At 73.1% G+C, this 19,007-nt stretch carries 18 protein-coding genes; 10 read left to right on the top strand and 8 right to left on the bottom strand.

The window, feature by feature from the left end; translation table 11 throughout:
• Positions 1–62 precede the first annotated feature (62 nt).
• Positions 63–1,418 (top strand): FAD-binding oxidoreductase, encoded by a 1,356-nt coding sequence (locus tag FH608_RS16875; RefSeq protein WP_139631424.1) that lies wholly within the window; start codon positions 63–65, stop codon positions 1,416–1,418.
• A 43-nt stretch (positions 1,419–1,461) separates the two neighbouring features.
• Here the strand turns inward: FH608_RS16875 and pdxR are convergent, their stop codons facing one another.
• Positions 1,462–2,913, bottom strand: coding sequence for a MocR-like pyridoxine biosynthesis transcription factor PdxR (pdxR, locus tag FH608_RS16870; RefSeq protein WP_139631423.1), 1,452 nt, complete (start codon positions 2,911–2,913; stop codon positions 1,462–1,464).
• 186 nt (positions 2,914–3,099) lie between these two features.
• On the opposite strand from pdxR, the gene FH608_RS16865 reads away from it, so the two are divergent.
• The 4 genes from FH608_RS16865 to FH608_RS16850 all read left to right on the top strand — a co-directional run bounded on the left by FH608_RS16865 (position 3,100) and on the right by FH608_RS16850 (position 6,660).
• On the top strand, positions 3,100–3,936 hold the full coding sequence (locus tag FH608_RS16865) for an MBL fold metallo-hydrolase (RefSeq protein ID WP_139631422.1): 837 nt from the start codon (positions 3,100–3,102) through the stop codon (positions 3,934–3,936).
• Positions 3,937–4,119: 183 nt separating this feature from the next.
• A complete protein-coding gene (locus FH608_RS16860) occupies positions 4,120–5,442 on the top strand; it encodes a molybdopterin-dependent oxidoreductase (protein ID WP_139631421.1) in 1,323 nt (440 codons plus the stop codon).
• Complete coding sequence (locus FH608_RS16855; protein ID WP_139631420.1) at positions 5,439–5,966, top strand: hypothetical protein; 528 nt, start codon at positions 5,439–5,441, stop codon at positions 5,964–5,966. Before FH608_RS16860 ends, FH608_RS16855 begins: the two co-directional genes overlap by 4 nt.
• 82 nt (positions 5,967–6,048) lie before the next feature.
• A complete protein-coding gene (locus FH608_RS16850) occupies positions 6,049–6,660 on the top strand; it encodes a class I SAM-dependent methyltransferase (RefSeq protein WP_226899603.1) in 612 nt (203 codons plus the stop codon).
• 8 nt (positions 6,661–6,668) lie between these two features.
• Here FH608_RS16850 and FH608_RS16845 read toward each other — a convergent pair whose 3' ends face one another.
• Genes FH608_RS16845 through FH608_RS16830 form a run of 4 tightly spaced genes read right to left on the bottom strand, consistent with a single transcriptional unit; the run spans position 6,669 to position 10,421 of the window.
• Positions 6,669–8,069 carry a glycosyltransferase family 87 protein gene (locus FH608_RS16845; protein ID WP_139631419.1) on the bottom strand — a complete coding sequence of 467 codons (1,401 nt, stop codon included), beginning with the start codon at positions 8,067–8,069 and terminating at the stop codon, positions 6,669–6,671.
• Positions 8,066–9,079, bottom strand: a complete 1,014-nt coding sequence (locus FH608_RS16840; RefSeq protein WP_139631418.1) for an NAD-dependent epimerase/dehydratase family protein — start codon at positions 9,077–9,079, stop codon at positions 8,066–8,068. Before FH608_RS16840 ends, FH608_RS16845 begins: the two co-directional genes overlap by 4 nt.
• Positions 9,076–9,759 carry a TIGR04282 family arsenosugar biosynthesis glycosyltransferase gene (locus FH608_RS16835; RefSeq protein ID WP_193318457.1) on the bottom strand — a complete coding sequence of 228 codons (684 nt, stop codon included), beginning with the start codon at positions 9,757–9,759 and terminating at the stop codon, positions 9,076–9,078. The genes FH608_RS16840 and FH608_RS16835 overlap by 4 nt, the downstream gene beginning before the upstream one ends.
• Entirely contained in the window at positions 9,756–10,421 is a 666-nt protein-coding gene (locus tag FH608_RS16830; RefSeq protein ID WP_139631417.1) for a glycosyltransferase family 2 protein, read from the bottom strand. The genes FH608_RS16835 and FH608_RS16830 overlap by 4 nt, the downstream gene beginning before the upstream one ends.
• 337 nt (positions 10,422–10,758) lie before the next feature.
• On the opposite strand from FH608_RS16830, the gene FH608_RS16825 reads away from it, so the two are divergent.
• The 5 genes from FH608_RS16825 to FH608_RS16805 all read left to right on the top strand — a co-directional run bounded on the left by FH608_RS16825 (position 10,759) and on the right by FH608_RS16805 (position 14,396).
• Positions 10,759–11,562, top strand: coding sequence for a class I SAM-dependent methyltransferase (locus FH608_RS16825; RefSeq protein ID WP_139631416.1), 804 nt, complete (start codon positions 10,759–10,761; stop codon positions 11,560–11,562).
• Between the two features lie 203 nt (positions 11,563–11,765).
• On the top strand, positions 11,766–12,533 hold the full coding sequence (locus FH608_RS16820; RefSeq protein WP_226899602.1) for a class I SAM-dependent methyltransferase: 768 nt from the start codon (positions 11,766–11,768) through the stop codon (positions 12,531–12,533).
• Between the two features lie 255 nt (positions 12,534–12,788).
• Positions 12,789–13,091, top strand: coding sequence for a hypothetical protein (locus tag FH608_RS16815; protein WP_139631415.1), 303 nt, complete (start codon positions 12,789–12,791; stop codon positions 13,089–13,091).
• Between the two features lie 64 nt (positions 13,092–13,155).
• A complete protein-coding gene (locus FH608_RS52750) occupies positions 13,156–13,437 on the top strand; it encodes an ABC transporter permease family protein (protein ID WP_226899601.1) in 282 nt (93 codons plus the stop codon).
• A gap of 26 nt (positions 13,438–13,463) precedes the next feature.
• Entirely contained in the window at positions 13,464–14,396 is a 933-nt protein-coding gene (locus tag FH608_RS16805) for an NAD(P)/FAD-dependent oxidoreductase (RefSeq protein WP_139631414.1), read from the top strand.
• Positions 14,397–14,439: 43 nt separating this feature from the next.
• Here the strand turns inward: FH608_RS16805 and FH608_RS16800 are convergent, their stop codons facing one another.
• Genes FH608_RS16800 through FH608_RS16790 form a run of 3 tightly spaced genes read right to left on the bottom strand, consistent with a single transcriptional unit; the run spans position 14,440 to position 18,987 of the window.
• Complete coding sequence (locus FH608_RS16800; RefSeq protein ID WP_226899600.1) at positions 14,440–16,386, bottom strand: phosphopantetheine-binding protein; 1,947 nt, start codon at positions 16,384–16,386, stop codon at positions 14,440–14,442.
• Positions 16,383–17,729 (bottom strand): class I SAM-dependent methyltransferase, encoded by a 1,347-nt coding sequence (locus tag FH608_RS52745; RefSeq protein ID WP_139631412.1) that lies wholly within the window; start codon positions 17,727–17,729, stop codon positions 16,383–16,385. The genes FH608_RS16800 and FH608_RS52745 overlap by 4 nt, the downstream gene beginning before the upstream one ends.
• Positions 17,719–18,987 (bottom strand): methyltransferase domain-containing protein, encoded by a 1,269-nt coding sequence (locus FH608_RS16790; protein WP_139631411.1) that lies wholly within the window; start codon positions 18,985–18,987, stop codon positions 17,719–17,721. The genes FH608_RS52745 and FH608_RS16790 overlap by 11 nt, the downstream gene beginning before the upstream one ends.
• Positions 18,988–19,007: the final 20 nt, after the last annotated feature.

Here is a 19,007-nt window from a genome sequence, read left to right as displayed (position 1 = left end):
ACTCGATTCGAGGAAAGAATCGGCCCTTAAACGCTGTACCAATCCCTGTCAGGCTGAGGGGCATGACGACGACAACGACCCGCTTCGACGGCCGGCTCCTCACTCCCGGCGACCCCGGCTACGACACCGCCCGCACCGTCTGGAACGCCATGGTCGACCGGCGTCCACGCATGATCGTCCGCGCGGCGGGCGTCGCCGACGTGGTCGCCGCCGTGAGGATGGCCCGCGAGCTGGACCTGGAGATCGGTGTGCGCTGCGGCGGCCACAACGTCGCCGGCTTCGCCGTTCCTGACGACGGTCTCATGATCGACCTGACCCCCATGGGCGGCGTGCGGATCGACCCGGCCCGCCGCCTGGCCCGGGTGCAGGGCGGCGCGCTGCTCGGCGCGCTGGACCAGGCTTCCCAGGCGTACGGCCTGGCCACCACCGCGGGCAACGTCTCCCACACCGGCGTCGGCGGGCTCACCCTCGGCGGCGGCATGGGCTGGCTGGCCCGCCAGTACGGCCTGGCCTGCGACAACGTCGTCTCCTACACGATGGTCACCGCCGAGGGCGACGTGGTGACCGCCAGCCGCACCGAGAACCGCGACCTGTTCTGGGGCCTGCGCGGCGGTGGCGGCAACTTCGGCATCGTCACCGAGTTCGAGTTCCAGCTGCATCACACCGGCACGCGGACGCTGGTCGCCGAGTTCGACTTCCGCGCCGAGGACGCCGTGCCGGCCATCGAGGGCTGGCGGGACCTGAACGCCGTCGCGCCCCGGCAGGCGACGTTCACCGCCAGTGTCGGCAGCGGCCCCGCCGGCCCGATCGCGACGCTGGGGTTCGTGTGGGTCGGCGACCCCGCCGAGGGCCGCCGGCTGCTCCCCGCGATGCGGGCACTCGGACGCCCCGTCACCTCGCGCGTCACCACACCCTCCTACCTCGAACTCCAGCAACGCGACGACTCCACCGGCGGCCACGCCTACCGCCGCTACTCCAAGGCGCACTACCTGCGGCGATTCCCCACCACGGCGATCGAGGCGTTCCTGCTGCGCGGCGGCACCGACCTGAGCGCGGACCCGTACCTGCCGAGCGTCGGCCTGCAGGCGCACGGCGGCGCGATCGCCGAGGTCGCGGACGCGGACGCGGCGTTCAGCCACCGCGGCACGATGTTCGAGTTCGGTGCCGGCTCCCGCTGGAGCGACCCGGCCGAGGACGACGCCAGGATGGATGCCGCCCGCGCCGCCGGCGCCTCGCTCGAACCGTACGCCAGCGGGGTGTACGTCAACTCGCTGACGGCCGACGAGCTGGCTGATGGGCAGGGTGGCGTGCGGCGGGCGTACTCGGCCGCGAAGCTGGCCCGGCTGACCGCACTGAAGACCGCCTACGACCCGGCCAACGTGTTCCACCTGAACCAGAACATCCGCCCGGCACGCTGACGGCGTCTCCTGGACGCACCGCCGGCGGAGCGCCCGCGCGGGATCAGCGTCCCCGTATCTCCCGGATGGCCGTCGCCAGCAGCGCGACCCCCTCGGCGATGGCACTCTCGCCGAGGATGGCGTAGCCGAAGATCAGGCCGCCCGGTCCGGTGCCGGCGATCCGGTACGGGCCGACGCCGTGGATGCGGAGCCCGTGCCGGGCGGCGGCCTCCACCACCGCCGCCTCGTCGAGGTCGGGCGGGAGCCAGGCGACCACGTGCTGCCCGGCGGCGACCCCGCCCGGTTCCAGATCGGGCAGGTGAGTACGCAGCGCGGCCAGCAGCGCGTCGCGGCGGCGGCGGTACACCGGACGCATCCGGCGCAGATGGCGGTCGAACTCGCCACGCGCGAGGAAGTCGGCGAACGTCAGCTGGTCGATGACCGGCGAACCGCGGTCGGCCAGCACCTTCGCCTCGGCGACGTCGGTGACCAGATGGGAAGGCACGACCAGCCAGCCGAGTCGCAACCCCGGTGCGAGCGTCTTGCTGGCCGTGCCGCAGTAGACGACATGATCGGGCGCCAGGCCCTGCATGGCGCCCACCGGCGACCGGTCGTAGCGGTACTCCGCGTCGTAGTCGTCCTCGATCACGATCGCGCCGCGGCGCTCGGCCCAGCGGATCACCTCGGCCCGTGCCGCGGCCGACAGGACCCCGCCGGTGGGCCACTGGTGCGACGGTGTGAGCACGACCGCGTCGGCGTCCGCCCGATGGAGCGCATCGACCTGAACGCCGTCCTGGCCCACCGGGATGCCGACCACTTCCAGACCGGCGGCGCCGGCCAGCACCCGGGCGTCGTCGTTGGACGACGGGTCCTCCAGGGCGATCCGCCTGACGCCGCGCTGGACGAGCACCTGGATCAGCAGCGAGATGCCCTGCCCGTAACCGTTGCAGATCACCATGTTGGCCGGGATGCACGATGTGCCGCGCACCCGGTCGAGGTAGTCGCACAGGGCCGCGTGCAGTTCTGGCACACCACGCCCGTCGAGGTAGGCGAACCGGTCGTTGGGCGTGGTGGTGAGCACGGTACGGACCGAGCGCAGCCAGGCGGCCCGCGGGAACTGCGACACGTCGGTGCGCCCGTACCCGAAGTCGACCCTGAAGCCCGCGCTGCCCGCGGCCGGCTGCGCCGCCGAGCCCGCGCCCGAGCCCGAGGCCGAGCCGGCGGCGGCGGACGGCGGCATCGACGCGGCGACCTGGGTGTAACCACCCGATCGGCTGACGAGGTAGCCCTCGGCCACGAGCTGCTGATAGGACTCCACGACCACCCCACGGGAGACCCCGAGGTCGGCCGCGAGGGTGCGGGTGGGCGGCAGCGACGCGCCGGATCGCAGCCGACCGGCCCGGATGCCGGCGCGGATGGACGCCTCGATCTGCCGGTGCAGCGGCACCCCGGCATCGCGGTCCAGCTCGATGAGCAGGTCCTCGGCCAACCCGGAATTGGTCCTCGATCGCCCCACAGGATCGGACCTTACCGACGTGTACCAATTCCTGCCAGGCTGAGCAACCTGACGTCACACATCGCAAGCAGATCGCAGGAGGCGACGCATGAACGACACCGAACCGCAGACCGCGGGCGGGAAGGTGCTCTGTCGATTCACGACGGCACGGGACGGCCTCGTGGCGGGGTCGAAGGAGGCGGGCTCGTGCTGAGGCAGGTCGCGGAGGGTGTGCTGGTCCACGAGAGCGAGTTCGTCCAGAGCAACGCCGTTGTCGTGCACGGCCGGGCCGGCGTGCTGCTCATCGACCCCGGGGTGCAGGACCACGAGATGGACTGCCTCGCGAACGACCTGTCCGACTCGGGCCAGACCGTGGTGGCGGGCTTCTCGACGCATCCGCATTGGGATCACCTCCTCTGGCACGTCCGGCTCGGCGCGCCCCCTCGTTACGGCACGGCACGCTGCGCGGCCACTGTCCTGGATCAGCTGTCCGACCCGGAGGCGAAGGCCCGCATCGCCGACCACCTGCTGGAGACGGAAATCGCCGGGCAGGTGTCGCTGGACCTGCTCGGCCTCGTCACCGCCCTGCCGGCCGGGACGGCGCGGATTCCATGGGACGGCCCTCAGGTCCGGATCATCGAGCATCGCGCGCATGCCCCGGGCCATGCGGCGCTGTTGATCGAGGAACGCGGGGTGCTCGTCGCCGGCGACATGCTGTCCGATGTCCTGATTCCGATGCTCGACCTGGACGGCACCGCCGACCCGATCGACGACTACCTCACCGCGCTGCGACTGCTGGAGGGCGTGGCGGGCGACGTCGATGTCGTCGTCCCCGGCCACGGGTCGGTCGGCGGAGCTGATCAGGTACACGCTCGGATCGAGCGGGACCGGGCGTACGTGCTCGCCCTGCGTGAGGGCCGTGCACTCAGCGACCCGAGGATCGGCCCATCGGCCAGGCCCGGCTGGGAGTGGGTGAGCGATGTGCACGACGGGCAACTCCAGCGCCTCGCCCAGAGGAACGAGCGCGACGGGGCGCCCCGCTAGCGGGAGTTCCTCCCTTGTCCACGAACCCGCCGCACGATCCAACCGCTTATCGCGGCATGGCGGAATGCGTACTGTGGCCAGGCATTGACGGCGGGCGTTTGCGGTTAGGACACCAAGCATCCGACAAGGGCTTCGGGGGGATCAGTGCCGGATACGCCGCCCGGGCGCGCTCATGACCGGGGCGTGTCCGCCGTAGGACATCGCTGGGCCGCTCGGCTGAGGGCATGGTCGCGGGCGGGCGGCGGGCCTCCCGGGCCGTTCCGGCCGGGGTTCTGGCGGAGCCCGCTGCGCGGTCCCTGGCTCACGTCCGTGTTCGGCCTGGTCCTTCTCGTCGGGCTGGTCATCGTCGCGGTCACCGGGTTGCTGTCGTACGCCGCCTACGAGCCGCGGCTGCCGGGGAACGACATGACGCCGGGCAAGGGCCTGCTGGGCTTCTACCTCTTCGACTGGCCGACGCACCCGGTCTGGATGTACCGCGTCACCCAGGGCACCCATGTCATCCTGGGGCTGACGCTGGTGCCGGTGCTGCTGGCCAAGTTGTGGTCGGTGATCCCCAAGCTGTTCGACTGGCCGCCGGTGCGCTCGATCGCCCAGGCCGTCGAGCGCGCCAGCCTGGTGCTCCTGGTCGGCGGCGCGGTGTTCCAGTTCGCCACGGGGATCCTCAACATCCAGCTCTACTACGTCTTTCCGTTCTCGTTCTACCCGGCGCATCTGTACGGTGCGTGGATCTTCCTGGCTGCGCTGGCGCTGCACGTCGCCGTGCGATTGCCGCGCGCGATCCGAGCCGTACGGTCACGGAGCCTGCGCCGCGAGCTGCGTACGAGTCTGGCCGGCACGCGACCGGAGCCTCCCGACCCCGATGGCCTGGTCCCGGCGGATCCGGCGCCGCCCACCATGTCCCGGCGCGGCCTGCTGGCGTTCGTCGGCGGTGGCTCGGTGGTGATGCTCGGCCTGTCGGTCGGCCAGACGCTGGACGGGCCGCTGCGCCGTACGGCCCTGCTGGCGCCGCGCGGGCGCGAATACGGGACGGGGCCCAACGACTTCCAGATCAACAAGACGGCGGCGAGCCTGGGCGTCACCGCGGCGGAGGCGGGCGACGGGTGGCGTCTGACGGTGGCCGGCGTGGACCGGATCCAGCTGTCCCGTGACGACCTGCTGGCGATGCCGCTGCACACCTACGCGCTGCCGATCGCCTGCGTGGAGGGGTGGTCGACCGAGCAGGTGTGGACCGGTGTGCGGCTGGCGGACCTGGCCCGCCTGGTGGGCATCGCGCCCGGCACGGCGGCGGTCACGGCCAGGTCGCTGCAGCGTGTGGGCTACTTCGGCCAGGCATCGCTCAGCACCGGGCAGGTGGCCGACCCGCGTTCGCTGCTGGCGCTGCGGGTCAACGGCGCCGACGTGTCCCTCGACCACGGGTTCCCCGCGCGGGTCATCGTGCCGAACGCTCCCGGCGTGCACAACACCAAATGGGTGCGCGAGCTCGACTTCCGCAGGGAGGCGCGGTGAACCGCCGCGCGGACCGGTGGGCGAGCCTCTACGGTGCCGGCCCGTGGCATCTTCTCGGGCTGGCGGCCTGCTTCGTGTTCGCCGGGTACGTCGTCAGCCGGGTGGTGGGGGCCGGCATCTGGATGGGGTTCGCCGCATGGTTCGTCGGCGCCGTCGTCCTCCACGACCTGGTGCTGTGGCCGCTCTACTCGGCGGGCGACAGCGCGGTCCGCTCCCTGTCGCGGCCCCTTGCGCGTCTCGGCCGGGCACGGCCGGACGGGCGGCGGCCCGCGCTGGTCAACCACGTGCGGGTGCCGGTCGGGCTGGCCTGCCTGCTGCTCCTGGTGTGGGCCCCGCTCATCCTGGGGGGTGCCGAGCCCAACTACCGGGCAGCGGTCGGGCTGAGCACCTCCCCCTATCTCGCGCGGTGGCTGTGGGTCGCTCTGGTGCTCGCCGGCGTCTCAGGCCTGCTCTATGCGTTGCGGCGCTGGGCCGCGGGCCGCAACGCCGCCCGAGCCGCCAGGGACGCCTCTCCGAGACCGTGACCTTGAGCGCAGGCCCCATGGACGGCACGGCGGCATCCCGAGCAGGCGGCCCTTCGGGAGCCGTTCCCTGGGGTGACGCCTCGTGATCGGTGCCTTCTACGAGCACGGCCTGCTGGGAGGACACGTCGAGGTCGAATACGCCGACGGCAGCGTACGGCCGCTCGCCGCCGAGCGCTGGCTCGGGCCGATCGAGGGCGACGAGGACGTCCTGGCCCGGTGCGGCGGCCCCACGCTGGACGTCGGCTCGGGACCCGGCAGGCTGACCGTGACACTCACGCGCAGAGGAGTGTTCGCCCTGGGCATCGACGTCACGCCGCTGGCCGTCGAGCTGACCCGGCGTGCGGGCGGCCTGGCACTGCTGCGGTGCGTCTTCGACCCCCTTCCCGGCACCGGGCTGTGGGCCGAGGCGCTCTTGACGGACGGCAACATCGGCATCGGCGGCGATCCGGTGGCTCTGCTCCGGCGCCTGCGGCAACTGGTCAGACCGGGCGGATCGGTGATCGCCGAAGTGTGCCCGCCCGGCTCGAAGAGCACGGTGGACAGGGTACGGCTGCGCCACGACGGCCGCACCGGCGACTGGTTCGCCTGGGCGACCGTATCGGCCGACGACATCGGCTCGCTCGCCGCGCGATGCGGATTCGACGCCGTCGAGCGGTGGACCGCGGCCGGGCGGTGGTTCGCGGCCCTGTCGTGACCGTCTCGTCAGCCAGAGGGCAGCGGGTACGTGCCGCGCGTCCGTGAGCGCATGCGCGCGACGGATCCCGCGGCCACCGCCAGCGCGGCGACGGCGTAGGCGGCCGTCCCGGCGTGGGGCTGGGAACCCAGGTAGGCGGCGGCGCCGGCCGCCGGGATGCCGAGCCATTCCCACCGGCCGTCGAGGGCGACGAGCGCGACGACGAGCAGGGCGTACCAGGAGTAGCCGGGGGTGAACACGAGGAACGCGATCCCGGTCACCACCAGGGCCCCTCTCCACGGCCGGCCGGTGCCGCGAAGCACGAGCACGGCGGCGATCGCGAGAACGACGAGGGCGGCGGGCAGTGCCCACGAGCCGGGCAGCACCAGACGCAGCAACGCGTAGCGGCCGCCGCCGGTGTCGTCGTACCCCTCCTCGTCGAGATAGCCGGAGAGGTAACCGAGGACGGAAGCGCGGGACGCGAGCACGAACGGCAGATACGCGAGTGCCACGACGAGGGCCGCGGGCCCGAGAACCGCCAGAGCGCCGAGTGCCCGCCGCCGCACGGAAAGCGGACCTGCGGCCAGAAGCCCGGAAAGCGCCCCCGGCACGGCGAGCGCGGGCAGGAACTTGACAGCGATCGCCGCGCCGAGCAGCATGCCGCCGCCGGTCCTGTGCCGGCTCACGATGGTCAGGGCGACGACGGTGAGCAGGACGCCAAGGGCGTCGACATGGGCGTTGTTCACCGCCTCGAGCGGAACGGCGGGACACCAGGCCCAGCACGCGGCCTGCGCGGGGGCCGGCAGGCGGGTGCCCGCCCTGCGACGGAGCGCCGTCAGCAGCACCAGCGACGTTCCGAACGCCAGCAGCGCCCCGCCGATCTGCAGCGGCCTGCTCCGGCTCCCTTCGGGCGAGAGCCGGTGCACGACCCAGAAGTACGTCTCCGCCAGCGGCGGGTAGATCGTGTGGACGGCGGGGCGGTTGATCCGCGTGCACGACCGGACACCTGGGCCGGAGTCGACGGGATAGCGGTACGGGGCGTCGCACCCGGAGCCCTCGGGGAAGAGCCAGCGGTCGCGCAGCCGGGCGAGCGCGAGGTCCGCCGGAGCGTGGTCGTAAGGAGACACGCCCGCTTCCTGGACCCGGCCGTCCCAGACGTAGCGATAGGAGTCGGTGCTGGTGGCGGGCGGTGCGAGCAGGCCCGTGGCGGTCACCGCGGCAGCTCCGGCGATCACCAGGAACGCCCCCTGGCGCCCCGGCACCCCGCGCAGGGTCCACACCGCCGCGGCGAAGAGCGCCCAGGAGAGCGCGTACCACCGGAGCAGGTCCGTGCGGTCGCCGGTCAAGGACGCCGAGCCGATCGTCCGCGCCAGTACGCAGACCAGCGCGAGGAGCAGCACCGCCGTGCCGGCGGCGCGGCAGCGGTTCATGCGCTCCGGTGCCTCGACGGTTCCGCCAGTGGCGCGGTGGCGAACTCCTTCATCCCCTCGGCGAAGGCGATCCGCGCGTGGAAGCCGAGTTCGGCGCCCGCCCGGTGCGGCACGGCCACGATGTGGCGTACGTCGCCCAGCCGGAACTCCCCGGTGGTGACCGGCTCAGGGCCGCCCCGCTGCTCCGCGAGCGCCCGGGCCAGCTCGCCGACGGTGTGCGGCTGCCCGCTGGCGATGTTGTAGACGGCCAGGCTCCCCGGCACGCCGCCGGTCAGCGCGGCCACGTTCGCGTCGGCGACATCGCGAACATGGACGAAGTCGCGCGTCTGCCCGCCGTCCTCGAACACCCGCGGGGCGCGACCGGCCTCCAGCGCGGACCGGAAGATCGCCGCCACGCCCGAGTACGGCGTGTCCTTCGGCATCCTGGGCCCGTACACGTTGTGGTAGCGAAGGGCGACCGCCGTGCCTCCGGTCTCGCGCGCCCAGTTGGCGGCGAGGTGCTCCTGGGCCAGCTTGGTCGTGGCGTAGGCGTTGCGCGGATCCGCCGGGGCGTCCTCGCCGATGGGAGCCAGGACCACGCCTTCACCGCAACGGGGGCAGCGCGGTTCGAAGGACCCTCGCGCCATGTCCTCGGCGGAGCGGGGACCGGGGCGTACCCGGCCGTGCCGCGCGCAGTCGTAGGCACCCTCGCCGTAGACCACCATCGAGGAGGCCAGCACCAGCCGCCCCACGCCGTGGGCGGCCATCGCGGCGAGCAGCACCGCCGTGCCGTACGCGTTGACCGAGACGTAGTCGGGCAGATCCGCGACGTTCACGCCGAGCCCGACCTTGGCCGCCTGGTGCACGACCACGTCGGCGTCCGGCAGCAGCCGGCCGAGCACCGCGGCGTCGCGTACGTCATCGCCCCACCGCAGGTCAAGGGCGGTGACCTCGTGGCCGTCCGCCTCCAGCGCCTCGACCACATGGCTTCCGATGAAGCCGGCCGCACCGGTCACCAGCACCTTCGTCATCGCGGTACCCCCATCCCGGCGAGCGTGGCGGCGTAGCGGGACGCCGGGGCCAGCGCCGCCACCTCGACCGCGTCCGCCATCGTGTCCACATCGGTCAGGCACGGCATCAAGGCGACGCTCATCCCGGCCTCCTTCAGTCTTCGCAGCTGGACCTCTCCCGTGATCGGCGCCGACATCGGCACGCCCAGCAGCAGCGCGGGGTCAGGGGCGCGGAGCCCCAGCAGCCAGAAGCCCCCGTCGGCCGCGGGGCCGAACACCGCGTCGTGGCCGGCGAGCAGCGACAGGGCATCGGCCAGCAGGCCGGCGGCGACCTGCGGGGTGTCCATGCCGATGAGCACGATGGGGGCGGGCAGCAGCCGGTGCGCGTCCTCGAAGGCCGCGGCCAGCCGCTCGTCCAGACCGTCCCCGCGCTGCGGGAGCACGGTGAAGCCCTCGGGAAGCCAGGCGCCGGGGGCGCCGTCGAGGGCGAGCACCCGGCCGGCGGCAGGGACCTGGGCGACGGTCCGCAGCGTGTCCTCCAACGCGGCGCCGGCCAGCGCGGCGGCCTCGCCGGGGGTGAGAGGCGGCACGAGCCGGGTCTTCACCCTTCCCGGCGCGGGCTCCTTGGCGATCACGACGATCTGCCCCCGGAGGGAGCCGTCCGGTGCGTGCCGTCCCGATCGGCCGTACGCCGGGTTCACGCGACCCCGTCCTGACGGGCCATGACCCGGCGCATGTCACCGACCGCCCGCAGCGTGCCCCGTACCGTACCGGTCACCTTCGACCTGCCCCTGCGGGGCAGGTAGTCCACGTCGGTCTCGCCGATGCGCCAGCCCGCCGCCCCCGCTCGCAGGACCATCTCCAGCGGGTAGCCGAAGCGCCGGTCGACGAGCCCCAGCGCGAGCAGCGAGACGCGTCCGCAGGCCCGCATCGGTCCCAGATCGCGCAGCGGGACCCCGGTACGGCGGCGCAGCCCCCTGGCGAGCACGGCGTTGCCGATCCGGGCGTGCACGGGCCACGACGCGCCCGGACTCAGGACACGCCGGCCCAGCACCAGGTCGGCCTCGCCCGCCACCACGGGACCGCACACCCGCGACAGCTGTCCGGGGTCGAGTGACGCGTCGGCGTCCATGAAGCACACGACGTCCGAGGCCGAGGCCGCCAGTCCCGCATGGCAGGCGGCGCCGAAGCCGGGCCGGGGCTCGCTCACCACCGTCACGCCGAACTCGGCCGCGATCCTCGCGGACCCGTCGGTCGAGCCGTTGTCGACCACGATCGGACGGAAACCGTCCGGCATCCGTCCGAGCACCCACGGGAGGGCCGCCGCCTCGTTCAGGCAGGGCAGCACCACGTCGATCTCCATGCCGCCGACGCTAATGAGACATCGGAGCTCACACCCTGACGAACAGTGCCGTCTTTCCGAGAAATGACCTGCCCCGAGGGCATTCCTGGCCCGCGGCTCCCACGTGATCCTCATGGGCCCGCTCCAATTTGCGCATCTTCTGGAAAATGGAAACCGTTTTCATTACGATATCCCTGCTCGATCCCCTCCGGAAGGTCGCGTCATGCCCTCAGTACTGGCTTCGGCCCGATCTACCTTGATCGGCTGTGGCGTCCTGACCGGCCTCAGCGCACAGCCTGCGCGCAGCCGACCGCCCCTGAAGCCCTCCATCCCGACGCCTTCCATAAGGAGATTTCTCATGACATCCGCCGGCATCGGTGCCGTCTTCGACAGCGCCGCCGCCCAGTACGACGAGATCTCGCCGCTGCTGTGGGATCGCATCGGCGAGGCCACCGTCGCGACCGCCGCGATCGGAGCGGGCGAACGGGTGCTGGACGTGTGCTGCGGCGCGGGCGCATCGGCCGTCCCCGCCGCGCGGGCCGCCGGACCGCACGGCCACGTGGACGCCGTTGACCTCTCCGCAGGGCTCCTCGCCCGGGGCCGGCGCCGCGCCGCCGGCGAAGGGCTCCAGAACGTACGCTTCGTCCAGGCCAACGCGACCACGTGGCAGGACCGGCCCTACGACGTGGTGCAATGCGTCCACGGTGTCTTCCTCCTGCCGGACATGGACGCCTCCGTCGCCCGCCTGGCCGATCTGCTGCGGCCCGGCGGGCGGCTGGTCATCACCACCTGGGCGCAGGGTGCCATGGAGGGCTTCGGCCGGCTGGTCGCCGAAGCCGTCGCGCACGTACGACAAGCCCCGGTGGCCCCGCCCACCAGCAGGCAGGCGGCGTCCAGGATCGACACCGAGCAGGACCTGCACGCCTGGCTCACCGCCCGCGGGCTGACGCGGGTCAGCGTGACGCGCTTCACCCTACGCATCCCCGTGGACGCCGCACTCGCCTGGCAGGTGGTGCTCGGGAGCGGCTTCCGCGGCATGATCTCCGGGCTGGAGGAGCCCACCGTCGAGCGGGTACGCGCCGCCTTCGGACGGCTCCTGCGCGAACGGGAGATGACCGAGCTGGACGCCACGTCCCTCATCGGAGCCGGAACGCGCCCGTGATCTACCGCACCGCCGAGGGTCCGGCTCGCGCACGGTCGCCTCACCCGCACCGCGCGCGAGGGCCCGCTCCCCCGGCTCGTCATGCTCGCGTCCGGGACGCCTGTTCGAGGCCGTCGACGAGCTGGTGACCGCGTCCGGCACCTCCGCTTCACGAGGCCCGACCTCGATCCGTCCACCCCCGTACCGAACCTGAAGGAGAGCATGTGAAGCCTCATCACGGACAGCGGCAGCGGCACCTCGCCACCGGGACTGACCAGTACGAGCGCTCCGCCGAGTTCGTGGACGTGATGCTCGCCCCCGTCTGGATGGCACTGGACCCGGTGCTGGCCGAGGCGCTGCGCGGAGCTCCTGGGCCGGTCGTGGACGTCGGGGCCGGCGGCGGCCACGGTACCCGGGTGATCGCTCGGGCGATGCCCCAGGCGGAGATCTTCGCCGTGGAGCCGTCGCCGGGCCTGCGCGCGGTCCTGCTCGCCAGGGCCGGCGAGGACCCGGAGCTGCGCGAGCGCGTGACCGTGCTGCCCGGCGACCTGCTCCGCGCCGAGCTCCCACCCCGCCTGGGCACGCTGGTCGCGATGAACGTCATCGGCCACTTCGACCCCGCCGAGCGCCGCGCGATCTGGCAACTGCTGGCCGAACGCCTGCTGCCCGGCGGCCGGGTGGTGCTCAACCTCCAGCCCCCGGCCGAACCCGTCGCCGTGCCGCTCACCCGCTTGTCCGAGCTGCGCATCGGGCGGCGCCGCTACGAGGGCTGGGGCCGCGCGGAACCCACCGGCCCCGAGCAGGTCACGTGGCACATGACCTACCGCGTCTTCCAGGACGGGGAACCGGCCGAGGAGGTGGAGGTCGAGTACGCCTGGTGGGTCCTCGGCCACGAGGGACTCAGGGCCGAACTCGCCGAACACGGCCTCCATGTCAGCCCTACCGGCCCGGACGGCCTCGGCCTGTGGTGCGTCACCAGATCGCCGGAGTAGGGGTTTCGCGGGGCCGGCGCGTCCACGCCGAACTGCGGGACCGCGGCGAGAACGCCGGGCCCACCACCGTCTATCGCGCTCTCAACTCGATGACGGAGGCCGGGATCGAGCCGCCTCTCGCTGACTCGATGGTGCGACGACGCAATTATCCGGCCAATAGAGCACAAATGACGAAGGCCGGCACATCATCCGGGTACCTCCTGAGGCGAACGCCACATATGGCCCGAGCCTGGTCACCAACGGAGTACAGCACCGATGACAACCGCCGCCGACCCTCAAGCCCACAGCAACGACGAACACCGGCACGGCCCGACGTGCGGGCACGTGGCCGTGCCCCATCAGGGTCACGTGGACTACGTCCACGACGGACACCTGCACCGCCTGCACGATGACCACGCCGACGAGTGCACTCCTCATGGCCACAGCGCCCACACCGGCCATGACCACCGGCATGGGCCTGATTGCGGCCACGTCGCGGTGCCGCACGACGATCACGTGGACTACATCCATGACGGCCACCGTCATGCGCAGCACGAGGACCACTGGGACGAGCACTGAGCAACGCCGGACACCTCGCGACGACCGACCGCCCTTGACGCCCCATTCGCGAACAGCTTCCGGGATGGGCCACGTCCTGACAGCCTGCGGTTCCCTCTCACCCGCCGCGGCCGCCACGCGCGTCACCGCCCCGCCCCGCCTGGTGTCGCTGCTCAGCGTCGCCTTCGCCGTCACCTCCATGGTCGGCGGCATCCTGCCGGCCCTGGGCAGCAGCATCCCGACCAGCCCCTACGTCACCACCATCTCCTTCACCTTCTACCTGCCTGTGCGACGGCCTGAAGAGGTCGCCCGTCTTTTCCGACATATCGGTAGCATGGCGGAGATGGAAATGATTATCGTTATATAAATCGGCGACGAAGGGATGCGTACGGAATGTTCGATGTCGTTGTGGTGGGCGGAGGACCCGCGGGACTGAACGCGGCGCTGGTGTCGGGGAGGCAGCGGCGGCGCGTGCTGCTGCTCGACAGCGGTGCGCCGCGCAACGCCCCCGCGCAGGAGACGCACATGCTGCTGTCCCGCGACGGTCTCTCGCCCGCGGCGCTCCGGGAGGCGGGGCAGGCGGATCTGCGGGCCTATCCCAGTGTCGAGACCCGATCCGCCGAGGTCATCGACGCGTCGGCCATCGCTTCGGGCTTCGAGCTGGCCCTGGCCGACGGCGGACGGGAACGGGCGCGCAAACTCGTCCTGGCCACCGGCCAGACCGACGTCCTCGCCGACGTCCCCGGCCTGGCCGAGCGGTTCGGCCGCAGCGTGTTCCACTGCCCCTTCTGCCACGGCTACGAGGCGCGTGAGCAGCCGATCGCCGTTCTGGGCGCCGACTTCCCGAGCGTCATGCTCGCCCTGTACGTCGCCGACCGCTTCAGCGGCGACGTCGTCCTGTGCGGCAACGGCCAGGCGCCGCCGGACGAACACCGGGAGCGGCTGGAGAAGGCCGGAGTGGCGGTGCGGGACGAACGCGTCACGGAGGTACGCGGCGAGTTCGGCGCTCTCGAGCTGTGCTTGGAAGGCGGCCGGCCGCTCGCCCGCGGCGCGGTGTTCCACCGGACGCGCATCAGGCAGCACTCCGACCTCGCCGAGCGCCTCGGCTGTGAGCTGCTGCCGGACGGGTGCGTGCGGGTCAACGAGTTCCAGCAGACCTCCGTGCGCGGGGTGTACGCCGCGGGCGACATGGCCCGGCTGGAGGCGCTGCCGGACGCGATGACGTTCGTGGTCATGGGCGCGGCCGACGGCGCCAGGGCCGCGATCTGGGCGGATCAGGAGCTGTTCCGCGAGGATGCGGGCCTGGCCGCCCCAGGGGCGGGCTGAAGGAGGACACGGCCCGGCGGCGCGCGGCCGCCGGGCCGTCAGGTCAGCGCTTGGCGCGGATGGCCGCGGCCAGCCCGGCGACGGTGGGCGCGGCGAGGAAGGCCCGGGGCGTGACCTGCGGAAGTCCTGCGCGGGCCAGGCGGGCGAGCATCCGGATGGCGACGAGCGAATCCCCGCCGAGCGCGAAGAACTCCGCCGCCCGGTCGAGCCGATCGCGCTCCGGCAGGCCGAGGAGTTCGCGCCAGCAGTCGGCCACCGCCTGTTCCACCTCGTCGCGGGGCGGGCCGCCGTCCTGACCGGTGGTCGCGCGGGGACGGGCGCCGAGCCGCAGCCCGCCGTCCGGGTCCAGCGCCACCGGCAGATCGCAGGTGCTCTCCCAGCCCTCCGGGGTTTCCAGGGATCGCACGAGCGTGGTGAACGTGGCGAACAGCCGCTCCACGTCCGCCGCGTGGAAGAGCTCCTCCACCAGCGACAGCACGATCACCAGCTCGTCCCTGGCCTCGTACAGGCGCCCCTCCATGGCCACCTGCGGGGTGCGCAGTTCCTGCCGGTGGTCCGCCAGGTCGATGCGGCCCAGTGGCCCGGCTTCCTCGGGGACCGCGCTGCCCATGGCGGCGTCGACACCCAGCGTGCTCTGGAAGACGACGGGCGCGACCGGCCGGGTCGTACCCCACCGGCGGGCGAGTTCCCGGGACACCTCCACGCCTGAGACGAGGTTGTGGGCGAGCGCCTCGCCGGTGAGCGCCTGGAGGTCGCGGGCGAGGACGGCGAACGAGGCCCGTTCGGGCAGTTCGACCGGCAGCAGCACGGTGGAGGAGAACGCGCCCACCATGCGGTGCACGTCGGGGTGCAGCGGCAGCCGGTTGAGCTGGAGGCTGTTGAGCAGGAAGCGCCGGTGCCCCGCGGTACGCGCGAGCGCGACGGCGTAGGCGGCCAGTGCCGCGGCGGACGGCGTCACCCCGTGCGCGCGGCACCGCTCCTGGACGCGGGCCCAGCGTTCCGGGGCCAGCCGGGTTTCGAGGCTGCGCATGACGTCGGCCCGTACGGCGTCCGGTTCGGCGGCGAGCGGCAGCGCGGGCGGCTGGGGGAAGGTGTCGAGCCGCTGCCACCACCAGTCGTGGTCGGCCTGCCACTGCGGTGTTTCCGGCAGCCGTTGGACGGCGGTGACGTAGTCGCCGAAGTCGATGTCCAGCGGCGCGAGGACGGCGTTCCAGTCGGCGGCGAACGCGAAGAGGTCGCGGTGGAAGACGCCGGACGACCAGCCGTCCACCAGGAGCAGGCTCATGGAGGAGTGCAGCCGGCCGCGTCCGCCCGGCAGGAGGCTGAGACGCAGGTCGATGCCTGGTCCCGTGGCCGGGTCCGGGCCGTGCGCGCGCATCGCGGCGCGGAGCCCGGCCAGTTCCCGGACGGCCTCCTCGGGGTCGAGTGCGCGCCAGTCGTGGACGGTCAGGGACGGGATCGCGCCGGGCGCGTCCAGGTCGAGGATGCGCTGGCTGCCGTCGGGCAGGATGCGGGCGCGCAGCGCGGGCTGGTGGGCGGCGAGCCGGTGCAGGGCGTCGCGCAGCGCCTCGGCGGCCTCGTCGCCGTCCACGCCGGTCAGGCCGAGGTCGGCGTAGTGGTGCGCGGACTCGTACGACAGCTCCCAGCCGTCCTGCTGGCCGACGAAGTAGCCCTGCTGGAGCGGCAGCAGGGGGAACGGCGCGAGCGGATCGTCCCGGCGGGCCACCGTGAGGTCGGGCACGTCGGCGGCGCGTACGGCGCCGCGCTCGCGGACGACGGCGGCGAGGTCGGCGAGCGTGTGGTGCACCGGGATGTCCGACATCGCCAGCACCACCCCCAGCCGCCTGCGGACGAGGGCGGCGGTCCGGACGGCGAGCACGGAGTCGCCGCCCAGGGACAGGAAGCTGTCGCCCGGTGAGATGTCGTGTTCGGGGAGGTCGAGGATGTCCGCCCAGATCCGGCGCAGCTGGGGTTCGGGTTCTACGGTCACGGGCGGTGGCTCCGATCGGTGATGAGGGCGTCGACGGTGTGGATCTCGCGGGGGGCGAGGTGCGGCGGCAGCGCCTCGGCCGCCTTGGACAGCAGCGGCGCGGGATCCGGGTGGCGCTCGCCGCGTGCGGCGGTGAAGACGTACTGTCCGGCCGCGGCGAGCGGGTCGTCGGGAGCGGGCTCGACGCGCACGTCCCGGTACCCGGCCGCCGCGAGTTGCCGGGTCCATTCGGCACGGTCCAGGAACACGCGGTCCTGGCCCTGCCGGACGTCGGCGAAGCCGGGAAGGAGCGCATCGGCCCGCGGCGACATCAGGAAGTGCATCGAGGCCGACACCAGGTGGTGCTCGACGCAGGATTCGATCAGCACGAGCGCGCCGCCGGGTGCCAGCAGTTCGCGGATCGCGGCCAGCGTGCGGCCGGCGTGGCGGGCGTTGTGCAGGACGTTCGCCGCCAGGACCACGTCGAACGGCCGCTCGTCGAGCGCCATCGGGGCGTTGATGTCCAGGCAGGCGTAGCGCAGTCCCGGGTGGCGCGCGAAGCGTTCGCGCGCGGCGTCCAGGAAGAAGGCGGACACGTCGGTGAACAGGTAGTCCACCTCCCCCACGGCTGCCAGAACCGCCTCGGTGGTGGCGCCCACCCCCGCCCCGATCTCCAGCACCCTGGCGGGAGCGCGTGCCGCGACGGCCTCGGCCGCCGCCCTGTTGAGGTGGCGGCTGATCAGGTTGTCGCGGTAGTTGCCCTGGGCGGTGCTCGTGCCTCCGCCCGCGAAGAGCAGGGACTGCAGGGTGATCTCGTCGCGGACGAGCCGCGGCAGGCTGCGCAGCGCCGCCTGGAAGAAGCGGCCCATCCCGGCGGGGTAGCCCAGCTCCTGGCGGGCGGCGTCGAGGTCCCGCATGGCGCGGGCCAGCTCCGGGCGGGACGGCGGCACCGGCAGGTTCTCGGAGGCGAGCGCGGCCAGCCAGCGGCGGACGATCCACCGGTGACGCGGGACGGCCCCTAGCGCATCCGCGGCCTTCTCCGCGCCCTCCTCCACGCCCTCCTCCACGACGTCGCAGAACGACCCCACGGTGTGCAGCGTGTGGGCGATGGCCATCACGGCCGCCCGGTCCATGGCCGCCAGGCAGCCGGGCACCACGTGCGCCCCGCCGGCGCCGAGCCGGGCCGGTGGTGAGGTGGGGATCGAGGGTTCCGGCGGCGGGCGCCCGTCGGAGACCAGGGCCGACACGGCTGCTTCTGAGCCGTCGGCGATGAGCAGGACCTGCGCCCCGCCCACGCCGGGCAGCCCTTCGAGGACGCGGCGCACCAGCTGGAGGTCGTCACGCGAGGGCAGCTCAGCGGGCATCGCCGGGCGCCTCCTCCACGCCGATCACCGGAAGCTGCGCGCCGGGCAGGACCGAGCGCAGGTGGTCGTACAGCACCTCGGGCAGCCGCCGGGCCACGAAGGCGGTCATGGGCTCGTGCGCGAGCAGGCCGGGTTCGACGCCCTCGGCCAGAGCGGCGACGCTCTGCGCCGTGAACCGCCCCGTCGAGGCGGGCCGTGCCACGGCCAGGCGGGCGGGATCGGCGAGATCGAGCAGGACCGCTCCTCCCCCGCGCAGGGCGTGGGGGGTGCATGCGCCCGGGGAGTCGTCCAGAAGCGCGTTCGGGATGCCGTCGCGCACTCCTGAGCCGGGCCAGTCGGGTGCCTCGACGTCGGTGTGCAGGACGAGGTCGTAGCGGTAGCGGGTGAGCTCGGTGTCGCCGGCCATGGTGCGGGCGTGGGCCGACACCGCGACGGGACGGCCCGCCTCCAGGGCGATGCGCGCGACCATCCGCGGGTCGAGCAGCATCTCCTCCTCCTGCGCGGCCCGCCGCGCCGCCCGCCGCCCGATCTCGGCCGCGTCGGCCTCGGGGTCCTTGGCGCGTTCGACCCAGCGGCAGTAGTGGCCGAGGAGCCCGGCGTGCCGGATGTCGCCGATGATCAGCGTGCCGCCGGGGGCGACCAGGTCGAGGGCATCGAGCAGCACGGCCCGCAGGTAACCGAGGTGGGGGAAGCACTGGGTGACGGAGTTCAGCAGGACGCAGTCCGGCCGGGTTCGCGGTCCCATGGTGTCGGCCAGGGCTCTCGTCACCTGTTCCGAGCGGGCCTCGTGGGCGGCGGCGCGGACGACCGCGAGCCTGGGCGTGGTCACCGGGCCGAGCCGCTCGACGGCGGCGGCGGAGACATCGGTGCCGACGTACGCGCTCAGGTGCTCGCGCAGCGCGTGCAGGAGCAGCCCGCTGCCGCAGCCGAGTTCGAGCACGCGGGACGGGCGGCGGCTCAGCACCAGGTCGGCGGTGCACCGGAGCCAGTCGGCCATGTGGTCCTCGGGCAGCGGCCGGCCGGTGTCGGAGGCGCGCCAGCCGGAGAAGTCGGGCTCGCCGGGTTCGGGAGAGCCTTCGTACACCCAGTCGTAGACGTCTCCCCAGTGCTCCAGGAACTCGCGCAGCAACGCTCCCGGCCGGGGGCGCGCGGCGAGCGTCTCGGGTCGCGGGCGCACCAGGACGCCCTGGGATCCGCGGCGCGCGGTGGCCACCCATGGGTGGCCGCGCAGCACGTCAAGGATGGCTTCGTCGGTCAAGACCGGTCCTCCGTAGGGGT

It is taken from the genome of Nonomuraea phyllanthi (assembly GCF_006334985.2).
Lineage (GTDB): Bacteria > Actinomycetota > Actinomycetes > Streptosporangiales > Streptosporangiaceae > Nonomuraea > Nonomuraea phyllanthi.
This window is presented reverse-complemented; position numbering and strand designations above follow the sequence as displayed.

What these genes read in the sequence shown, in the direction of transcription:
- FH608_RS16875 (WP_139631424.1), top strand. Translation starts at nt 63, where the DNA reads ATGACGACGACAACGACCCGCTTCGACGGCCGGCTCCTCACTCCCGGC.
- FH608_RS16825 (WP_139631416.1), top strand. Translation starts at nt 10,759, where the DNA reads ATGACATCCGCCGGCATCGGTGCCGTCTTCGACAGCGCCGCCGCCCAG.
- FH608_RS16840 (WP_139631418.1), bottom strand. Translation starts at nt 9,079, where the DNA reads ATGACGAAGGTGCTGGTGACCGGTGCGGCCGGCTTCATCGGAAGCCAT.
- FH608_RS16805 (WP_139631414.1), top strand. Translation starts at nt 13,464, where the DNA reads ATGTTCGATGTCGTTGTGGTGGGCGGAGGACCCGCGGGACTGAACGCG.
- FH608_RS16815 (WP_139631415.1), top strand. Translation starts at nt 12,789, where the DNA reads ATGACAACCGCCGCCGACCCTCAAGCCCACAGCAACGACGAACACCGG.
- FH608_RS16830 (WP_139631417.1), bottom strand. Translation starts at nt 10,421, where the DNA reads ATGGAGATCGACGTGGTGCTGCCCTGCCTGAACGAGGCGGCGGCCCTC.
- FH608_RS52745 (WP_139631412.1), bottom strand. Translation starts at nt 17,729, where the DNA reads ATGCCCGCTGAGCTGCCCTCGCGTGACGACCTCCAGCTGGTGCGCCGC.
- FH608_RS16845 (WP_139631419.1), bottom strand. Translation starts at nt 8,069, where the DNA reads ATGAACCGCTGCCGCGCCGCCGGCACGGCGGTGCTGCTCCTCGCGCTG.
- FH608_RS52750 (WP_226899601.1), top strand. Translation starts at nt 13,156, where the DNA reads ATGGGCCACGTCCTGACAGCCTGCGGTTCCCTCTCACCCGCCGCGGCC.